The 18409-nt window shown below is 64.6% G+C and carries 17 protein-coding genes; 1 reads left to right on the forward strand and 16 read right to left on the reverse strand.

Annotation, left to right across the window (positions count from 1 at the left end; all coding sequences use genetic code 11):
• Positions 1–24: 24 nt before the first annotated feature.
• The 4 genes from LNV28_RS18935 to LNV28_RS18950 all read right to left on the reverse strand — a co-directional run bounded on the left by LNV28_RS18935 (position 25) and on the right by LNV28_RS18950 (position 5723).
• Entirely contained in the window at positions 25–1035 is a 1011-nt protein-coding gene (locus LNV28_RS18935) for a Bug family tripartite tricarboxylate transporter substrate binding protein (protein ID WP_263519655.1), read from the reverse strand.
• Between the two features lie 53 nt (positions 1036–1088).
• A complete protein-coding gene (locus tag LNV28_RS18940; protein ID WP_263519654.1) occupies positions 1089–2627 on the reverse strand; it encodes an acyl--CoA ligase in 1539 nt (512 codons plus the stop codon).
• 63 nt (positions 2628–2690) lie between these two features.
• Positions 2691–3512, reverse strand: a complete 822-nt coding sequence (locus LNV28_RS18945) for a phosphate/phosphite/phosphonate ABC transporter substrate-binding protein (RefSeq protein ID WP_263519653.1) — start codon at positions 3510–3512, stop codon at positions 2691–2693.
• Positions 3513–3737: 225 nt separating this feature from the next.
• Positions 3738–5723: a M3 family metallopeptidase gene (locus tag LNV28_RS18950; RefSeq protein ID WP_263519652.1), complete on the reverse strand. Its 1986-nt coding sequence runs from the start codon at positions 5721–5723 to the stop codon at positions 3738–3740.
• A 362-nt stretch (positions 5724–6085) separates the two neighbouring features.
• Between LNV28_RS18950 and LNV28_RS18955 the strand changes: the two genes are divergently transcribed.
• Positions 6086–6850, forward strand: coding sequence for a C40 family peptidase (locus LNV28_RS18955; RefSeq protein WP_318013879.1), 765 nt, complete (start codon positions 6086–6088; stop codon positions 6848–6850).
• A 53-nt stretch (positions 6851–6903) separates the two neighbouring features.
• Here the strand turns inward: LNV28_RS18955 and LNV28_RS18960 are convergent, their stop codons facing one another.
• The 12 genes from LNV28_RS18960 to LNV28_RS19015 form a co-directional block, all read right to left on the reverse strand.
• A complete protein-coding gene (locus tag LNV28_RS18960; RefSeq protein WP_263519651.1) occupies positions 6904–7410 on the reverse strand; it encodes a hypothetical protein in 507 nt (168 codons plus the stop codon).
• Positions 7411–7459: 49 nt separating this feature from the next.
• Positions 7460–9514 carry a phenylacetic acid degradation bifunctional protein PaaZ gene (gene paaZ / locus LNV28_RS18965; protein ID WP_263519650.1) on the reverse strand — a complete coding sequence of 685 codons (2055 nt, stop codon included), beginning with the start codon at positions 9512–9514 and terminating at the stop codon, positions 7460–7462.
• 220 nt (positions 9515–9734) lie between these two features.
• Positions 9735–10913 (reverse strand): ABC transporter substrate-binding protein, encoded by a 1179-nt coding sequence (locus LNV28_RS18970; RefSeq protein ID WP_263519649.1) that lies wholly within the window; start codon positions 10911–10913, stop codon positions 9735–9737.
• Between the two features lie 80 nt (positions 10914–10993).
• Positions 10994–11617 (reverse strand): TetR/AcrR family transcriptional regulator, encoded by a 624-nt coding sequence (locus LNV28_RS18975; RefSeq protein ID WP_263519648.1) that lies wholly within the window; start codon positions 11615–11617, stop codon positions 10994–10996.
• Between the two features lie 39 nt (positions 11618–11656).
• Entirely contained in the window at positions 11657–12736 is a 1080-nt protein-coding gene (gene paaE / locus LNV28_RS18980) for a 1,2-phenylacetyl-CoA epoxidase subunit PaaE (protein WP_263519647.1), read from the reverse strand.
• A gap of 22 nt (positions 12737–12758) precedes the next feature.
• Positions 12759–13286: a 1,2-phenylacetyl-CoA epoxidase subunit PaaD gene (paaD, locus tag LNV28_RS18985; protein WP_263519646.1), complete on the reverse strand. Its 528-nt coding sequence runs from the start codon at positions 13284–13286 to the stop codon at positions 12759–12761.
• Positions 13286–14062, reverse strand: coding sequence for a 1,2-phenylacetyl-CoA epoxidase subunit PaaC (gene paaC / locus LNV28_RS18990; protein WP_263519645.1), 777 nt, complete (start codon positions 14060–14062; stop codon positions 13286–13288). Before paaC ends, paaD begins: the two co-directional genes overlap by 1 nt.
• 162 nt (positions 14063–14224) lie before the next feature.
• The gene (gene paaB, locus LNV28_RS18995) at positions 14225–14518 is read right to left on the reverse strand and encodes a 1,2-phenylacetyl-CoA epoxidase subunit PaaB (protein ID WP_263519644.1); all 294 of its coding nucleotides are present in this window, start codon (positions 14516–14518) and stop codon (positions 14225–14227) included.
• On the reverse strand, positions 14515–15516 hold the full coding sequence (paaA, locus tag LNV28_RS19000; RefSeq protein WP_263569028.1) for a 1,2-phenylacetyl-CoA epoxidase subunit PaaA: 1002 nt from the start codon (positions 15514–15516) through the stop codon (positions 14515–14517). Before paaA ends, paaB begins: the two co-directional genes overlap by 4 nt.
• Before the next feature lie 33 nt (positions 15517–15549).
• Positions 15550–16875, reverse strand: coding sequence for a phenylacetate--CoA ligase PaaK (gene paaK, locus LNV28_RS19005; RefSeq protein ID WP_263519642.1), 1326 nt, complete (start codon positions 16873–16875; stop codon positions 15550–15552).
• Positions 16872–17339, reverse strand: a complete 468-nt coding sequence (paaI, locus tag LNV28_RS19010; protein WP_411970001.1) for a hydroxyphenylacetyl-CoA thioesterase PaaI — start codon at positions 17337–17339, stop codon at positions 16872–16874. The genes paaK and paaI overlap by 4 nt, the downstream gene beginning before the upstream one ends.
• A 41-nt stretch (positions 17340–17380) precedes the next feature.
• Positions 17381–18184: an enoyl-CoA hydratase-related protein gene (locus LNV28_RS19015; protein WP_263519640.1), complete on the reverse strand. Its 804-nt coding sequence runs from the start codon at positions 18182–18184 to the stop codon at positions 17381–17383.
• Between the last annotated feature and the right edge of the window lie 225 nt (positions 18185–18409).

The raw sequence follows: 18409 nt of genomic DNA on the forward strand, positions 1-18409 counted from the left end.
TCCCAGTCGAGATGGACTCCCGGCTCACTGCGCCATGAAGCCCGCTTCCTTCATCAGCACCCGGTGCAACTGCTCGTTCTTGCCCAGCCAATCGACAAGCTCCGGGCCCTGCAAAGCGCTCTGCTTGAAGGCGCCTTTGGCCATGAAGTCCTTCCACTCGGGCAGAGCGCGCACCTTGGCCAGCAGCTCCTGGTAAAAGGCGGTCTGCTCGGCGCTGACGCCCGGAGGCATGAAAATGCCGCGCAACATCAGATAGCTGACCGGAATGCCTTGAGAGGTGCAGGTCGGCAGATCGGCCCAGCTTTGCGTCGCGGTGACCTTTTCCGGGTAGGGCATGCGCTGCTCGTCGAACACACACAGCGGCCGTAGCTTGCCGGCCCGCCAGTGCGACTCAGCCTCGATGGGATTGTTGACCGTCGAATCGACATGCTTGCCCACCAACTGAACCGCCACATCGCCACCGCCCTTGTAGGGGATGTAGATCATCTTCTTGCTGGTGGACTTCTCCAGCATCACCGTGATGATCTGGTCCTCCTGCTTGGAGCCCGTACCGCCCATCTTGAAGCTGTTGACGTTCTGAGTCTTGACCGCATTGAAATAGTCCTTGGCGGTCTTGTAAGGCGCTTCTTCATTGACCCAGAGCACGAACTGATCCAAAGCCATCATGCTGACCGGGGTCAGGTCACGCCAATTGAAAGGCACACCTGTGGCCATGGGCGTGGTGAACAAATTGGACAAAGTAATGACAAGCTTGTGCGGATTGGCCTTGTCGCCCTTGACGTCAAGAAAGCCTTCTGCACCGGCACCGCCGGCCTTGTTGACCACCACCACCGGTTGCGGACTCAGCTGATGCTTGCCGACCATGCCCTGGATGAAGCGTGCCATCTGGTCGGCGCCGCCGCCGGTGCCGGCCGGCACGATGAATTCGATCGGCTTGGTCGGAACCCAGCCCGCCGCCTGCGCCTGCCAGGCCGCCAGGCCCAACAAAGCGGCAAGCCAGAAGGGTTTGTTGTTCTTGTTCACACGCACTCCCATGACCCGCTCTCCCTCTTTCGCTGATTGCAATGAATATGTGCCGAGCTGCAAGCTCACCCCAGACCGAGCTTCTGCGCCAGCCCAATGCGCTGCAGCTTGCCCGTCGCCCCCTTGGGAATCTCATCCATGAACAGGATCTTGCGCGGCACCTTGAAGTCAGCCAGACGCTGGCTCACAAAGTCCTGCAGCTCGCGCTCGCTGGCCGCAGCGCCTTCGCGCAAGACCACCACAGCGGCGACGTCCTCGCCCAGCTTGGCATGCGGCATGCCAAAGCACACCACCTGCGCCACGGCGGCATGGTCCATCAAGGCCTCGTCCACTTCGCGCGGGCTGATCTTCTCGCCGCCCCGGTTGATGATCTCCTTGAGCCGGCCGGTGATGGAGACATAACCCTCGGCATCCATGACACCTTGGTCACCGGTGCGGAACCAGCCGTGACTGAACGCCTCGGCATTGGCGCTGGGATTGCTCTGATAGCCTGCCGTCACATTGGCGCCGCGAATGACGATCTCGCCGGTTTCACCGTTCGGCAGAAGCTGGCCGCCCGCATTCATGATGGCCACCTCGGGGCCGGCGGCCACGCCCACCGTGCCCGGTTTGCGGATGGCCGGGGGCAAGGGGTTGCAGCACATCTGATGGGTCGCCTCGGTCATGCCATAGGCCTCGATCAAGGGCGCGCCGAAGACCTGCTCCAGTTCGGCGATCACTTGCGGCGGCATCGATGAGGACGAGGAGCGCATGAAACGCAGCGGGTGGCGGGCGATCACCTCGGCGTTCTTGCCGGCCCGGCTCAGAATCGCCTGATGCATGGTCGGCACGGCCGTGTACCAGCTCGGCGCCGCCTCATCCATCCAGGCAAAGAATTTCAGCGCGTTGAAGCCCGGCGTGCAGAAGACCTGAGAGCCGGCCGACAGCGGCGCCAGCACCCCGGCGATCAGACCGTGGATGTGGAACAACGGCATGATGTTCAAGCCGCAGTCGCTGGGCTGGAACTGTAGGCTCTGGCGGATATTGCGTGCCGAGGCGCAGAGATTGCGCTGCGACAGGGGCACGATCTTGGGCCGCGAGGTCGTGCCCGAGGTGTGCAGCACCATGGAGATGTCGTCAGCCTGGGCATAGCCGCCCTGGAGCGTGGATGCCACAGTTGCGGGCGAGGCAGCAGAGCCAGCCTCCTGCAGGCTGAACTGCCCCGCCGGAGCACCCGCCTCCACCACCAACTCCAAAATGCGAACGCCGAGCTTGAGCGCCACCGCGACCGCAGGCGACTCACTGCCGCGCTCGACGATCAAGGCCCGCGCTTGCAGGTCGCCGAGATAGAACTCGAATTCGTCGGCACGATAGGCCGGATTCAGCGGCGCGCTGGCCACACCGCAGGCGCAGGCGAGGAAACAGGCGGCCATCTCCGGGCCATTGTTCAGCACCAGAGCGACCCGGTCATTGCGCCCCAAGCCCAGGCCATTGAGGCAAGCGACCGTGTCGGCCACGAGCTGGGTCAGCTGACCATGGCTCAGGGCCGGCCGGCTCGGCGCGCGCAAGGCGGCGGCCTCGGGCGAACTCTGACGCAGCATTTCAAACAGGGAATCTTGGCTCATCGTTGCATCTCGTTCAGATCCATGACCAGACAGCTTCAAGCCGCAGTGTCGCAGCGCAAGATGTCATTTCACATCCAGCCAAACACCGAGTTTCAGCAGTGCCGCCTGGTCGTAGGCTTCGAAGCCCTTCCATTTGGTGGGCTCCAGCTTCTTGCGGCCATCCTCGCTGCTGTCCAGGGCCAGGAAATAGCTGCGCACCTTCTCAAGCTGCTCCGCGCTGAGCTGGGGGCTGGCAATGATGTGCTTGATGGGCACAGGCTTGGAGGCCATCAGCACCTTGCCGCCCTTCTCCTGCCATTCCTTGACCAGTGCATTCGACGCCGTGGCACCGGCATGGGTCAGGCGGTTCTCGACAAAGAAGGGCACGGCGTCTTGGTAGCGCGTGTAGGTAATCTCCAACTGCTTGGGTGTCATGCCGTTGTCACGCAAGGTGGCTCGCACCATCATGGAGGTGATGGAATCCTCGTCAGGAGCGCCGAGGCGCAGACCCTTGAGCTCAGCCAGCGACTTCAGCGTGCTGTCCGCGCGCACCAGAAAGCTGGCTTTGTAGCCGGTGAAGCCCTTGGTGACGGCCACCAGGCTGTAGCCCTGGTCGCGGATGGCAGCGATCGAGATATGAGCCGGATGGACCAAGGCCAGCTCCCAGCGCTTTTCGGCCAGGCCTTGGCGCAGCGAGGGGTAGTCGCCGACCGGCTCGATGGTGACAGGCTGACGCAGGAGCTTGCTGAGGTCTCCTGCGATGCCCTCGTAGCGGGCGCGAATCTCGCTTAGGGGCACCCGATAGCTGACGCCTTCGTTGACAGCAAAGCTGAGAGCCTGGGCTGCCAGCGCGGGCAGCAGCAGGAGGCCAGACACAAAGATGGCACGCGCCGTGTGGTAACTCAAGACGGGAACTCCGGTTGTCACAAATTTTTCAAAAACACCGCAGAACCTGTCATCTGAGCGGTGCAATGTCCCCGGGCAGAAGGCCCCGATGGGCGGCATTGTGCGGGTTTCATATGACTCTCGACGTAACAATTACCCTGAGCTGCAAGCAAATGAAAAAACCCGTAACTCCATGAAAGAGTTACGGGTTGGCGGGGACCGTGGTGGCCGCAATTGCGGCGATGATCAGCGGCTCAGATAGTCGGCGAAGGCCTTGGCATTGCTGTCGCGCCGCAGAAAGTCGCGCACCAGTTCGGGCGCCGGCTTCTGCCCCCCCTGCCCGAGCACGCTGTTGCGGTAGCGCAGGCCGGTCTCCGGGCTCAGCTTGTCGGCCGCGAAGGCGGTGCGCAAATCCATGGCCACCACCAGGCTCCACAGATAGCCGTAGTAGCCGGCCCCATAACCGCCTGCCACATGGGCAAAGCCGGCCGGGAACTTGCTACCTTCCACATAGCCCTGGGGTGTCGCGCTCTGCATCTTGGCCCACAGGGCCAGAGGCTGCTGGTGCTCGGGCCCGTGCAGTGCCAGGTCATAGCTGGCGAACAGGTGTTGGCGGCCGTACTGCGAGCCCTTGCCGAACTCCTTGGCAGCCACAGCCTTGTCCACCAGCGCATCGGGCACAGGCTTGCAGCTGGGGCAAACCTCAGCCATCAGCTGGAGCACTTTTTTGTCGTAGACCCAGTCTTCCAGCATCTGCGACGGGGCTTCGACAAAGTCCATCATCACGCTGGTGCCACCTTGCAGGGCGTAGTGGGTGTTGGACAGGTTGTTGTGCACGGCGTGGCCGAGCTCATGCAGCAGCGTCTCCATTTCGCCCAGGGTCAGGCCCTTGCGGTTGAAGTTGACCACCAAGGCGGCCGTGGGCGTGCGGCCGATGCGGGTGGCGCTGGAGCGCAGCGACCAGACCGCCGCGTGGTTGTACTTGGCCTCGCGCGGGAACAGGTCCACATAAAGCGTCGCCAAGGCCTTGCCGCTGGCAGCGTCGCTGACGGCATAGGCTTGAGCCTCCGGATGCCAGAGCTCGGCCGGCACGCGGGTGTACTTGACTCCCATCAAGCGCTCGATCACGCGCATGGCGAACTGCAGGCTTTCCTGGGCCGGGAAGTACTCGCGAAAGGCCTCCTGGTCGACCGAGAACTGGCTCTGACGCAAGCGCTCGCTGTAGAAGGCACTGTCCCAGGCCTGTAACTGGGTGGCTTCCAGAGGCGTGCCCAGGTGCTCGGCCTTGGCGGCGCGAAGCTGCGCAATATCGGCCACTTCTCGCTCGCTGACCTGGCGCTTCACCTCATTGAGGAACTTCCAGGCCGTGGCCGAATCCTTGGCCATGCGGCGGCGGAGATTGAAATCCACGAAATTGTTGTAGCCGAAGAGCTTGGCGAAGTCCTGGCGCGCTTGCGTGATCTCGTCCAGCAGCTTCAGATTGGCATCCCCACCTTCGCTGTTCTTGGCTCGCCACATGCGCTCGCGCGCGGCCGGGTCCTCGGCCATCTGGATCACCGGGCCCGAGCTCGGGTAATCGACGCCCAACACGATGCGCCCTTGCTCGTCGCGCGGCGCCTTGGACCAGACGCCCTCGGGCACGCCCTTCATCTCTGCTTCGCTGAAACTCACCTTGACGCCGGCATCACGCAGGTTCTGACTGAATTTCTGATCCAACTCGGCCAGGCGCATCAGCAAGGTCCTGGCCTGTTTGCGCTTGGCGGGCGGCAGGGCCACACCGGCATCTTCAAAGCTGCCCAGACTGACGCGTTGCAATTCGCGGTCCAGGGCCGTGGGCGTGGGTACGCTCTTCAGGGCGCGGTAGATCTTCTCGTTCTGACCGAAAGCAGTGTTGTACTCGGACCAGGCCATGGCGCAGGCCTGGGCCGCTTCACGCACCGCCTTGTCCGGGTGCACATTGAGCACGAACTCGATTGGGTACTGCACATCCTCCTGCAGCGCGTAGTAGTCGTCGAACGCAGCCAGCCAGCCTGTGTCGAGCTTGCGGCGCTCCAGCGCCGCCAAGCGCTTCTTGGCGGCGGCCAGGCCGCTGGCACAGGCCGTCTTGACTTGAGCGGCCGATTGGAATTGCGGAAAAGCCGGGCCCGGCAGGCTGGCGGCGTGGGTGCCGCTCCAGGGGGAGGTGGTCAGCAGCAGCGCAACAGCGCCGGCGAACCAGGGGGCTTGCTTCATAAAGGGAGCTCCGAACGTGTGCAGATGGCCGCCGCAGCCCGGATCAGACCCGGCGGGAACGCGCGGATTGTGCCCCTTGAAAATCGACCATGCCTGCGGGTTTGCGACAGGCCAAAGCGCCTCCAGCGGCGCATGCAGCGCTGCACACGGGCGCAGGCCGTGAAACCTTGCCGCAAAGCAAGAGCAGGCGCCTCGGGCTGTGCGAGGATCTGTGTTCAAATTAAGGGTTAGCCCTAGGCTTTCGAGCCGTTTGGGGTCTGCTCTTCCGCCATCACTGCTATCTGCGCCGGGATTTCCCTCGGTCGCCTGCCACTTTGCTTGACACCCGCAACAGCCCCCCCATAAGCTCCGCGCCGAACACCATGCTCGACGCACGCCGCCACATCCCTGCCGCCACTGTCGCTCCGACCGGACGCGCCGTCTGTGCGCTGGCCGTTTGTGCGCTGGCTGTTTGTGCGACTGTGGGTCTGACTGTTGAAGCGCGGGCTCAGGCTCTGCCGCCGCCCGGCATGGTCACCGGAGCGTGGGGTCAGAGCCAGTTGTTGACGCCACCGGGGGCGCCAGCCGCGGGCGGCGCCGTGGCAGCCACCGCGGCCCTGGCCGCGGCCTCCGCCAGTACCCTGCCCGCGGCCACAGCCAACGATCCCGTCAGCCGCTTCCTGCAGGAACGCGGCCTGTTGGCCCAAGCAGAATCGAACAGCTTGTTGAATCAAGTGCGCGACACGGCTTCCGGCCTGGTGCTCTCGGCCATGAACTTCCTGGGCGTGCGCTACACACGCGGCGGCAAGTCGGTCGAAAGTGGCTTTGACTGCAGCGGCTTTACCCGCCACATTTTTGAACTCAGCGTGGGCATGGTGCTGCCGCACCGCGCCGACGAACAGGCGCGGCTCTCGAGCCTGCTGCCCATCAACAAGACCGAGCTCAAGCCCGGCGATCTGGTGTTTTTCAACACCATGAAACGCACCTTCTCCCACGTCGGCATCTATGTGGGCGAAGGCAAGTTCATCCATTCACCGCGCGTCGGTGGCGCCGTGCGGGTGGAAGATATGCGTGAAGCCTACTGGGCCAAGCGCTTCACCGGCGCACGCCGCGCCGACCTGAACGCAGCCGCGACCAAGGAAAAGTGACGGGGCAGCCATCGCTGTTCACCCGTTCACCTGATCACCAAATCAGCTGGCCCTCAGGGCCGCAAAAAGTCCTTGGCCACCCAGGCCAGCGCTGAGCTTTCCGTCAAGCGAAAGCCGGCATCGACTTTGAGCTGGGCCAGGGTGTCGCCATCGGCATTGCGCGCGGTCAGCGTGGCATAAGGGTTGTCTTCATCGGGCACGATGTCCAGCAGCACCTGGATGCGCCCCTGCTCGGTATCCACCTTCAAGCTCTTGTGCAACTGGGCATGGAGCTGCTGCTCATGGCGACGCAGCACTTCGGAAGCCGTCTTCACCAAGGTGTGAAAGGCCGGCGCCGACAAAGGCTTGGGGTTCTTCTTGTCCCGACCCATGGTCCAAGGCCCGACCAGGGCCGGCTCGGCCTCACCGGCCAAGGTCATGGCCACGGCCCAGCCTTCGTCGTCTTCGTTCTTGACCACCTGGGCGGTCCAGCGCTCATCGCGCCACAGCAGATCACTCTGCACCCAGGTGTCTTCTTCGTTCAGCACCGCGCTCTGAGCGGCTTGCAAATGCGTGTTCATGGCCGGCACGGTATCACGGCGCCGGCCCGGGCTTGTCAGCAGAGGACGCTCAAGCCGCCTTCTTGGCCACCAGGGTCAGGATGTCATAACTGGCCACCAGCTCGCCACGCTGGTTCATCACCTGCACATCCCAGGCCACCACGCCCTGCGGCGGCTGGTCCGGGCGATTGCCGCGGTCGATGCGGCGTTTGCAAGTGAGGCGAGCCTGGATGGTGTCACCGATCGCCACCGGGTTCACAAAGCGCAAGGTGTCGAGGCCATAGTTGGCCAGCACCGGGCCTGGAGCCGGCGACACAAAGAGGCCAGCCGCCGCCGAGAGTACGAAGTAGCCATGGGCGATGCGCTGGCCGAACTGCGTGTCCTTGGCCGCGACCTCGTCGAAGTGCATGTAGAAGTAATCGCCCGACACGCCACCGAAATTGACGATATCGGCCTCGCTGACGGTGCGGCGGTGGGTCAGCAGGGAATCGCCAACCTGGATCTCTTCGAAATACTTGCGGAAGGGATGGACGGCATCCTCCTGCACGCGACCACCGCGCTGGTATTCGCCGGTGATGGCGCTCAGCATGGTCGGGCTGCCCTGCACCGCGCAGCGCTGCAAATAGTGCTTGACCGAGCGGATGCCGCCCAATTCCTCGCCACCGCCGGCGCGGCCGGGGCCGCCATGCTTGAGCTGAGGCAAGGGTGAGCCGTGGCCCGTGGATTCCTTGGCGGCGTCGCGGTCCAGCACCAGCAGGCGGCCGTGGAAGGCCGCGGCGTGATAGACCGCCTGCGCAGCAATCGCCGGGGTCTTGGTGACCACCGAGCCGACCAGGCTGCCGCGGCCCTTGGCGGCCAGGCTCAGGGCCTCGTCCAGCTCCTGGTAAGGCATCAAGGTGGACACCGGGCCGAAAGCCTCCAGGTTGTGCACCTGCTCATTGGCAAAAGCATCGCGGCAGAGCAGCAAGGTGGGCGCGAAGAAGGCGCCCTCGCCCACGCCCTCGCCCACCGGCGCAAAGCCGTCCTTGGCGCCGAACACCACTTCATTGCCGGCACTCAACAAAGCCACGCGCTCGGCCACATCGGCCTGCTGGGCCTTGGAGGCCAGGGCGCCCATGCGGACGCCGTCCACGACCGGGTCACCGACCTTGATCTTGGCCAGGCGCGCACGCAAGGCCTCGGCCACCGCATCGATGTGTCGGGCAGGCACGATGGCGCGGCGGATGGCCGTGCACTTCTGCCCGGTCTTGGCCGTCATCTCGCGCGCCACCTCTTTCACGAAGAGTTCGAACTCAGGGTCGCCCACCTCCACATCGGGCGCCAGGATGGCGCAGTTCAGGCTGTCCGCCTCGCCGTTGAAGGGGATCGAGCGCGCAATCAGGTTCTTGTTGACGCGCAGCATGGCGGCGGTGTCGGCCGAGCCGGTGAAGGTGACCACATCGGTCTCTTCCAGGCGGTCCAGCAAATCGCCCGAGCCGCCCACGATCAGTTGCAAGCTGCCGGCCGGCAATAGACCGCTCTCATGGATCAAACGCACACAGGCCTCGGCCACGAAGGAGGTGGCGGTGGCCGGCTTGACGATGCAAGGCATGCCGGCCAGGAAGCTGGGGGCGAACTTCTCCAACATGCCCCACATGGGGAAGTTGAAGGCATTGATGTGCACCGCCACGCCACGTTTTGGCACCAGGATGTGGGAGCCGATGAACTGTCCTTCCTTGCTCAGCGGGATGGCCGGGCCCTCATGGAAGACATTGCTGGACGGCAGCTCGCGCCGGCCGATGCTGGCGTAGGCGAACAAGGTGCCGATGCCGCCTTCGATATCGATCCAGTTGTCGCTGCGCGTGCCGCCGGTGTGGGCGGAAATGGCGTACAGCCCCTCCTTGCGCTCCATCAGGTAATTGGCCAAGGCCTTGAGGCGGGCGGCGCGCTGCTGGAAGTCCAGGGCCAGCAGCGCGGGCAAGGCCTGACCCCGCGCATAGCTCAGGCTCTCGGCAAAGTCGATTTCATCCGCATGGGTCAGCGCCACCGGCCGGCCGTTGACCGCGCTGTGCAGGGCACGGGCCGCCTGGCTGCCGATCCAGCGGTTGGCAATCAGGCTTTGAAGAATGGGAGGGGTGGCGCTCATGGCGTTTGTGTTTCTTTGGATGGACTTCAAAAGGGGCCCGATCGGGCCCCTGACTTAAAAAATACTGTATCTAGCGGAAAGCTTGAAGGGGTTTTTCGTCGCGAGCGGCTGTCAGGCAAGGCGACCGAAGCGAAAGGACCGGAACGTACATCCTGTACGTGAGGATCCTGCAGCGCCGGTCAACGCAGCATGGCAGCCGCGCAGTAGAAAAACCTCAAGCTCAGGGCTGGTAGAGCCAAGTCCCTTTATCGATCTTCACCATCACCCGCGCCCGCTGATCCAGGCCCAGGTGATCGGTTGGCGACATATTGAAGACGCCGTGTGCGCCGGGCAGCTCTTTCACGCCCTCCAGCGCATCGCGCAGCGCGGCGCGGAAAGCCGGCGTGCCCGGCTGCGCCTTCTTCAGCGCCACCGGCAAGGCCGCCTGCAGCAGCAGACCGGCGTCCCAGGCATGGCCGCCGAAGGTCGAGACCGTGCCCTTACCAAAGGCTGCTTCGTACTTGGCGACGTAGTCGAGTGCGCTCTTCTTGACCGGATGATCGGCCGGCAGCTGGTTGGCCACCAGCACGCCGCCGCTGGGCAGGAAGGTGCCTTCCACATCCTTGCCGCCGACGCGCAAAAAGTCGTTGTTGGCCACGCCATGAGTTTGGTAGTACTTGCCGGCATAGCCGCGCTCACGCAGCGACTTTTGCGGTAGCACGGCCGGCGTGCCGGAGCCCGCGATCAGCACCGCATCGGGCTTGGCCGCCACCAGCTTGAGCACCTGGCCAGTGACCGATGTGTCCGTGCGGTTGTAGCGTTCGGATGCGACCAACTTCAGGCCCTTGAGTTCGGCAATCTTGCTGAACTCCTGAAACCAACCCTCACCATAAGCATCGGCAAAGCCGATGAATCCCACCGTCTTCACGCCCGCCGAAGCCATGTGCTGGGCGATGGCCAGGGCCATCATGATGTCGTTCTGCGGGGTCTTGAAGACCCAGCGCTTCTTGGCGTCGACCGGGTCGACGATGCGGTTGGAGGCCGCCATGGAAATCATGGGCGTGGCGCCCTCGACCACGGCGTCGATCATGGCCAGGGAATTGGGGCTGGTGGTCGAGCCGATCACGACATCGACCTTGTGTTCGGTGATCAGCTTGCGCGTATTGGCCACAGCCGAAGTGGTGTCGGAGGCATCGTCGAGCACGATGTAATTGACCTTCTGGCCGGCGATGCTGGTCGGCATCAGGCTCAAGGTGTTCTTCTCCGGGATGCCCAGGGAAGCGGCCGGCCCGGTGGCCGAGACGGTGACGCCGACATTGATGTCGGCCAGGGCATGGGCGCACAGCAAGAGTCCAGCGGCCAGGCTCAGCCAGGTCTTGCGGTGTGACGACGATGGGTGCTTCAACGAAGTGGCGTTCATGCTCGTTCTGTCTCCTGTGTGTTGTCCGTGAAAAGAGGCGTGCATAGGCAAGCCAGCCATGGTCCGCCGCCAAGCCTTCATCAAGCTTGCAAGGCCTGCGCCCCAGGCTCGGCTTGCACCGCGCCCAGTCCGCCAAAGAACAGATCGGCCACCATGGGGGCGACCGCCTCATAGGTCAGCTCACCATCGGGCTTGAGCCAGGTGAAGGTCCAGTTGATCATGCCGAATAGCAGCATGGTCAAGGGTTTATGCAACTTGACAGCCTGCAACTCGGGGCGCACGGCCGCCACGCTGTCGGCAAAGGCCGCAACCACACGGCGCTCAATCGCCGTCAGGCGCAAACGGTCGGCTTCGTCCAGGAACTTCACATCTTCCGTCAGCACCCGGTGCTCGTTCTGCGCCTCGCCATAGGCCTGCACGAAGCGGGCGATCAGGGCGCGCAGGCGAGCCTCGGGGGCCAGGTCTTGCGCCAGAACCTCCTGCACCAAGGCCTCCAGGTCCTGCACATGACTCTCGCAGATCTGCACCAAGAGCTCGTGCTTGTCGCGCACATAGTGGTAGAGCGTGGGCTTGCTCACTGCGCAGGCCTCAGCCACGGCATTCATCGAGGTGCCCGGATAGCCTTGATGCGCGAACAGTCGCGCGGCCTCGCGCAAGATCTGCTCGCGCTGGTTCTCGAAACCGGGGGCGCGTCCGCGTGCCATCAGCGCGCATCCATCGTTGAACGGAAGCGCAACATCAATTCAACGTTCATCGAAAGAAATCACCACACGTGGCGTCAGCGCATGGGCCTGGCAGCTGAGGATGAAGCCAGCAGCGACTTCATGCTTGTCGAGCGCGAAGTTCTTGTCCATGCGCACCTCGCCTTCGAGCAGCTTGCAGCGGCAGGTCGAGCAGACCCCGCTCTTGCAGGAGAAGGGCACATCCATGCCGGCACGCGCGGCGGCGTCGAGCAGGCTGGCATCGCTCTTGGCGAATTCGATCTCGCGGCTGATGCCGTCGCGAATCACCGTCACACGGGCACTGTCGGCGTCGCCGGCCAGGCTTTGGTGGGGCGCGGGCTGGCCCGCCTGCATCTCGGGCGTGCCGAAGCGCTCGACATGGATGCGAGCCTCATCCACCCCTGAAGCGCGCAGCGTGGCCTCGGCCGCCTCGTTCATCTCGAAAGGCCCGCAGACATAGGCATGGTCAATGCTGGACGGCGGCAAGACCGTGGCCAGAAAGACCGCCAGCTTGCCCGCATCGATGCGCCCCGCTTGCAGCGGCGCATCGACCTGCTCGCGCGAGAACACGGGGTGCAAGGAGAGCCGCGTCATATAGCGGTTCTTCAGGTCCTCGATCTCCTCCTTGAACATCGTGGAGGCCTGGGCCCGGTTGCCGTAGATCAGCGTGAAGCGGGCCTCGGGGTCGCGCGCCAGCACCGTCTTCATGATGGACAGGATGGGCGTGATGCCTGAACCGGCAGCGATGCCAACATGATGCTCGCCGCGCCCGGCCAGAGCCTGGGCGCCGAAACGGCCCTGGGGCGGATAGCTCTCGATCACCGCGCCGGCCTTGAGCTCGCCATGCACCCAGGTCGAAAAGGCACCGCCCTCCACCCGGCGCACGCCCACGCGCAGCTCGCCATCATCGGCGCCAGCGCAGATGGAATAGGAGCGGCGCAGGTCCTGGCCCTTCACCTCATGGCGGAGGGTCAGGTATTGCCCAGGCACAAACTGGAAATCGGCTTGCAGGCTGGCAGGCACCTCGAAGCTGAGGATCACGGCGTCGTCAGTGTCCGGGGTCACCGCACGAACTTTGAGGGGATGGAAATGCAGACTCATCGCAGGGATCCGTCTTTTGTATTCAGATGGGTTTGAAATGCTCAAACGGCTCGCGGCAGCTCAAGCATCGGTACAGGGCCTTGCAGGCGGTAGAGCCAAAAGCAGACAGCTTTTCGGTCTGCAGGCTGCCGCAGCGCGGGCAGGCCAGCTGGCTCAGCGAGGCGCGGTGCACCAAGCGGATCGGCTGCTCGGCACCCGCCGCCGCTGGCCCTGGTGGCGCAATGCCATAGGCGCGCAGCTTCTCTCGGCCCTCGGCCGTGATCCAGTCGGTGGTCCAGGCCGGCGCGCGCTGCAGGGTCACATGCACCGCGCCGAAAGCGGACAAGGCCGCACGCACATCGTCTTGGATCAGCTCGGTCGCCGGGCAGCCGCTGTAAGTGGGCGTCAGCACCACCTCCAGGCCCTCGACCCCGTCCTCGCGCAGGCGCAGATCGCGCACGATGCCGAGCTCGCAGAGCGAGATCACCGGCACCTCGGGGTCGGGAATCTGGCGCAGCACCTCCCAGGCGGCTTCGAGCCGACCGCAGGCGCTGCTTGATGGCAGACTCATTACCACTTGCCCCCGGGGTAGGCGCGCTGCAGGTACTGCATCTCGGCCAGCAGATGGCCCATATGCTCGCTGTGCACGCCACGGCGGCCGGCGGACACGTAGGCGCTGGGCTTGGGATGGGCCAGGGTGGCGTCGGCCAGCACCTCGTCCATCTGCGCCTGCCAGTCGGCGCGCAGCTCAGACCAAGCCGGGCCCAGGCCTTGGGCCACGGCGGAGGCGTCCACCGCGTCGGCGTCAAAGAGCTCATTGAACAAGGGCCAGAGCTGGGCCAGGGCTTCGCGCATGCGGGCAGCGGATTCATCCGTGCCATCACCGAGTCGCACCACCCAATCGGCGGCATGCTGCTGGTGGTAACGCGATTCCTTGACGGCCTTGGCGGCGATCGCAGCAACCTCCGCATCGCTGCTGGAAGCCAAACGACCCCAGAGCAGCTGCAGCCAGGTGGCGACAGCGAAGTTGCGCACCTGGGTAAAGGCGAAATCGCCGCGCGGCAGCTCCATCAGCACCGGGTTCAGGTACTGGCGCTCCTCGCGCAAGAAGGCGAGTTGGTCTTCGTCATGGCCCTGCCCGTCCAGATGGGCGGCATGGGTCAGCAGTGCGCGCGCCTGGCCGATCAGGTCCAGGGCCATATTGGCCAGGGCCAGGTCTTCCTCGAGGATGGGGCCATGGCCGCACCACTCGCCCAGACGCTGGCCCAGGATCAGGCAGCTGTCGGCGATGCGCAGCAGGTACTGCACTTGCGGGCTCGCGCCCACTTGAATCGATGCTTGGCTCATACCTCAGGACTCCCGCCGGGCCGCCCCAAGGGAGGCCTGCGCCCCCTCGGGGGGCTGTGCCCGCACCGAACGAGCGCCTGCGCGCTCGTTCGAGGCTGGCGAAGGCCAAAAGGCATGCAGGCCTTTTGGCAGTGAATGCAATGAACGTGGGAGCTTCATGTCTTACATGTGGTTGATGGCGTCGGGCAGCTGGTAGAAGGTCGGGTGGCGGTACACCTTGTCTTCGGCCGGATCGAAGTACATGCCCTTCTCGCCCGGGTCCGAGGCGACGATCTGGCTGGACAGCACCACCCAGATACTGCAACCTTCCTGGCGCCGGGTGTAGACCTCGCGGGCCATCTGCACCGCCATCTTGGCATCGGGGGCGTGCAAGCTGCCGCAGTGCTTGTGGTCCAGGCCAGCCTTGCTGCGCACGAAGACCTCCCACAGAGGCCATTCTTTGTCAGTCGAACTCATGCTGCTTGCTCCTTGTTCATTTGTTTGCGGGCGTGGGCCAGTGCCGCCTCGCGCACCCAGGCACCCTCGTCCCAGGCCTTGACGCGGGTGGCCAGGCGTTCGCGGTTGCAGGGGCCGTCGCCGCCGACCACGCGCCAGAACTCGGCCCAGTCGATGGCGCCGAAGTCATGCTCGCCGCGTTCTTCATTCCACTTGAGGTCGGGGTCGGGCAGCGTGATGCCCAGAATCTGCGCCTGGGGCACGGTGGCATCGACAAACTTCTGGCGCAGCTGGTCGTTGCTGATGCGTTTGATGCCCCAGCGCATCGATTGCTCGGAGTTGGGCGAATCCTTGTCGGCCGGGCCGAACATCATCAGAGACGGCCACCACCAGCGATTGACCGCGTCCTGCACCATGGCTTTTTGCTCGGCCGTGCCTTCTTGCATCATCACCAGCAGGGACTCATAACCCTGACGTTGGTGGAAACTTTCCTCGCGGCAGACGCGAATCATGGCTCGGGCATAGGGCGCGAAAGAGCAACGGCACAAGGGCACCTGGTTCATGATGGCCGCACCATCGACCAGCCAGCCGACCACGCCGATATCGGCCCAGGTCAGCGTCGGGTAGTTGAAGATGGAGCTGTACTTGGCCTTGCCGCTGTGCAGCGCATCAAGCATCTGATCACGGCTGGTGCCCAGGGTCTCGGCGGCCGAGTAGAGGTAGAGGCCATGGCCGCCCTCGTCCTGCACCTTGGCCAGCAGAATCGCCTTGCGCTTGAGTGTGGGCGCGCGGCTGATCCAGTTGCCTTCGGGCAGCATGCCGACGATCTCGGAATGCGCATGCTGGCTGATCTGGCGCACCAAGGTCTTGCGGTAATGCTCGGGCATCCAGTCCTTGGCTTCGATGAAGTCGCCCGCGTCGATGCGGGCTTCGAAGGCGGCCTCGCGGGCCGCGTCCTCGGCGCTCTTGGCCTTGGCGGCCACATCTTGTGGGCCGACGCTCATGGCTTGGGTGTACATCTGATTTGCTCCTGAAAGAGGTCGCCGCGGGGCTCAGCGCGGGCGCTTGTCGATCACCCGGCGGGCCTTGCCCACCAAGGTGCGCTCAATGGAATCGGGGGCACCGACATGGACCTTGGTGGACACGCCCACCAGGGTCTTGATGCGGTGCTGCAAGGACTTGGCCACCTGGGCGACCTGGCTGCCATCGGCGGCCGCGGCGGCCGGCTGCAGTTCGCAGCGCACCTCCACCTCGTCGAGCGTGCCCTCGCGCGAGACCACGATCTGGTACTGGCCCGAGAGCTGCGGCTCCTGCAGCACGAGCTCCTCGATCTGGGTCGGGAACATATTGACGCCGCGGATGATCAGCATGTCGTCGCTGCGGCCGACGATCTTGCCCATGCGCCGCATGCTGCGCGAGGTGGGCGGCAGCAGCCGGGTCAGATCGCGGGTGCGGTAGCGAATGATGGGCAGGGCCTGCTTGCTCAGCGAGGTGAAGACCAGCTCGCCCTCGGCACCATCGGGCAGCACGGCACCGGTCTCGGGGTCGATGATCTCGGGGTAGAAATGGTCTTCCCAGATCACCGGGCCGTCCTTGCTTTCGACGCACTCGCTGGCCACGCCCGGGCCCATGACCTCGGACAGGCCGTAGATGTCCACTGCGTCGATGCCGGCCTTGCCCTCGATCTCGCGGCGCATGGCCTCGGTCCAGGGCTCAGCGCCGAAGATGCCGATGCGCAGCGACATCTCGCGCGCATCCAGGCCCTGGCGTGCGAACTCCTCGATGATCACCTGCATATAGCTGGGCGTGACCATGATGATGTCGGGCCGGAAATCCTGGATCAGCTGCACCTGCTTCTCGGTCTGGCCGCCGGACATGGGGATGACCGTGCAGCCCAGTTTTTCGGCGCCGTAGTGCGCACCCAGCCCGCCGGTGAAGAGCCCATAACCATAAGCCACATGGACCAGATCGCCCGCTCGGCCACCGGCGGCGTAGATGGAGCGCGCCACCAGACCGGCCCAGGTGTCGATGTCTTGCTGGGTGTAGCCCACCACCGTCGGCTTACCCGTGGTGCCCGAGGAGGCATGGACCCGTGCCACCTGCTGGCGTGGCACGGCGAACATGCCGAAGGGGTAGTTGTCGCGCAGGTCTTTCTTGGTGGTGAAGGGAAACTTGGCCAGATCGGCCAGGCTTTTCAAATCGGACGGGTGCACGCCGGCCGCATCGAACGCGGCCTTGTAATGCGGCACCTGGTCGTAGGCATGTTGCAGGCTCCAGCGCAGGCGCGTCAGCTGCAAGGCTTGCAGCTCGTCCTGGCTGGCATTTTCGATCGCGTCCAGACCCAAACGCGATGCGGGGCCACTCTTGCTCTCACTCATGCCTCGCCCTCCGACGAATCCAGATTCGGGGCCAGCGGCAAGAGCACCACCGGCTTGCCCTTGATGCGGTAGCTCTTGCCGCGAAACACGGCCACCAGTTGGTCGGCCTGGTTTTTGACCGTGATGTCGTAGACGCCGGTGCGGCCGGCCAGCGAAACCTCGCGCGCCACCGCGGTCAGCCGGTCACCCAGGCGAGCCGGGGCGACGATGTCGATGCTGAAACCCGAGGCCACGGTCAACTCGTTGTAAGAGTTGCAGGCGAAGGCGAAGGTCGAATCGGCCAGGGTGGTGATCAGGCCGCCGTGGCAGATTTCAAAGCCATTGAGCATGTCCTCCCGCACCGTCATGGCCAGGGTGGCACTGCCGGGGGCAATCGCCAGCACGGCCATGCCCAAGCTTTGGCTGGCCCGGTCCTGGGCCCACATGCCGTGCCGCACGGCCTCGGCAATCTCTTGTGCATCCATGCTCATAGGCGGGCTCCGTCTTGATGCTGGCGCTTGATTGTTCAGCGGTCGCTGAACTTGGGCGCGCGCTTTTGCAAAAAGGCCGCGGCGCCTTCCAGATAGTCGGCCGAGAAGCCCAGCTGGCTTTGCGTCACCGCCTCCAGGCGCAGGGCGTCGTCAAAGTCCAGCAGGCCGGCTTCGTCAAACGCCATGCGGGTCTGCGCCATGGCGCGCACCGGCATCTGGCTGATCTTCTGCGCCAGGGCCTGGGCGCTGGCGGCCAGTTCTTCATCGGGCACGGCCTTGTAGATCAAGCCGATGGCCTGCGCCTCGGCGGCCGGCAGCTTCTCGCCCAACAAGGCGAGCTGCAAGGCCTTGGCGCGACCCACCAGGCGCGGCAGCAACCAGCTGCCGCCGCAATCGGGCACGAGGCCGATCTTGGCAAAGGCCTGGATGAAGCTGGCGGAGTTGCCAGCCAGCACCAGATCGCAGCCCAGGGCGAGGTTGGCGCCTGCACCGGCCGCCACGCCGTTGACGGCGGCGATCACGGGCACCGGCATGCTGCGCACGCGCTGGGCCAGGGGGATGTAGAAGCCGTCGAGCAAGGCACCGACGTCCTTGGGCGACTCGCCGGGCTTGAGATCGGGGTTGACCATGGGGTCGCTGAGATCCTGGCCGGCACAGAAAGCACGACCGGCGCCCGTGATCACCACGCAGCGCACGCTGGCATCGCTTGCGGCCGCATCCAACGCCTCGCGCAGCTCGGCCAGCAGGCCGGACGTGAAGGCATTGAGCGCCGCGGGGCGGTTCAGAGTCAGGGTGCGGACGGCACCGTCCTGCTGGCTCAGGAGTTGCGGTTCTTGCATGCGGCAGGCCTCGGGGCGGTTCGTTCGACGAAGGAAGGCAGCGAATCGATCAGCTCAAACACTCTTGACCGACCGGTCGGTAGATCGTAAGGTTGGTCTTGATTTGGCGCAAGACGGCGCTACTCAGCGTAAACCCTTGGAATGCAGTGAACAAGTGAATGGGTGAACAGGTGAATCAGCCACACCCGTTCACCCGTTCACCCGTTCACCCGTTCACGATTCACG

This window comes from Paucibacter sp. DJ2R-2 (genome assembly GCF_025717675.1).
Lineage (GTDB): Bacteria > Pseudomonadota > Gammaproteobacteria > Burkholderiales > Burkholderiaceae_C > Paucibacter_A.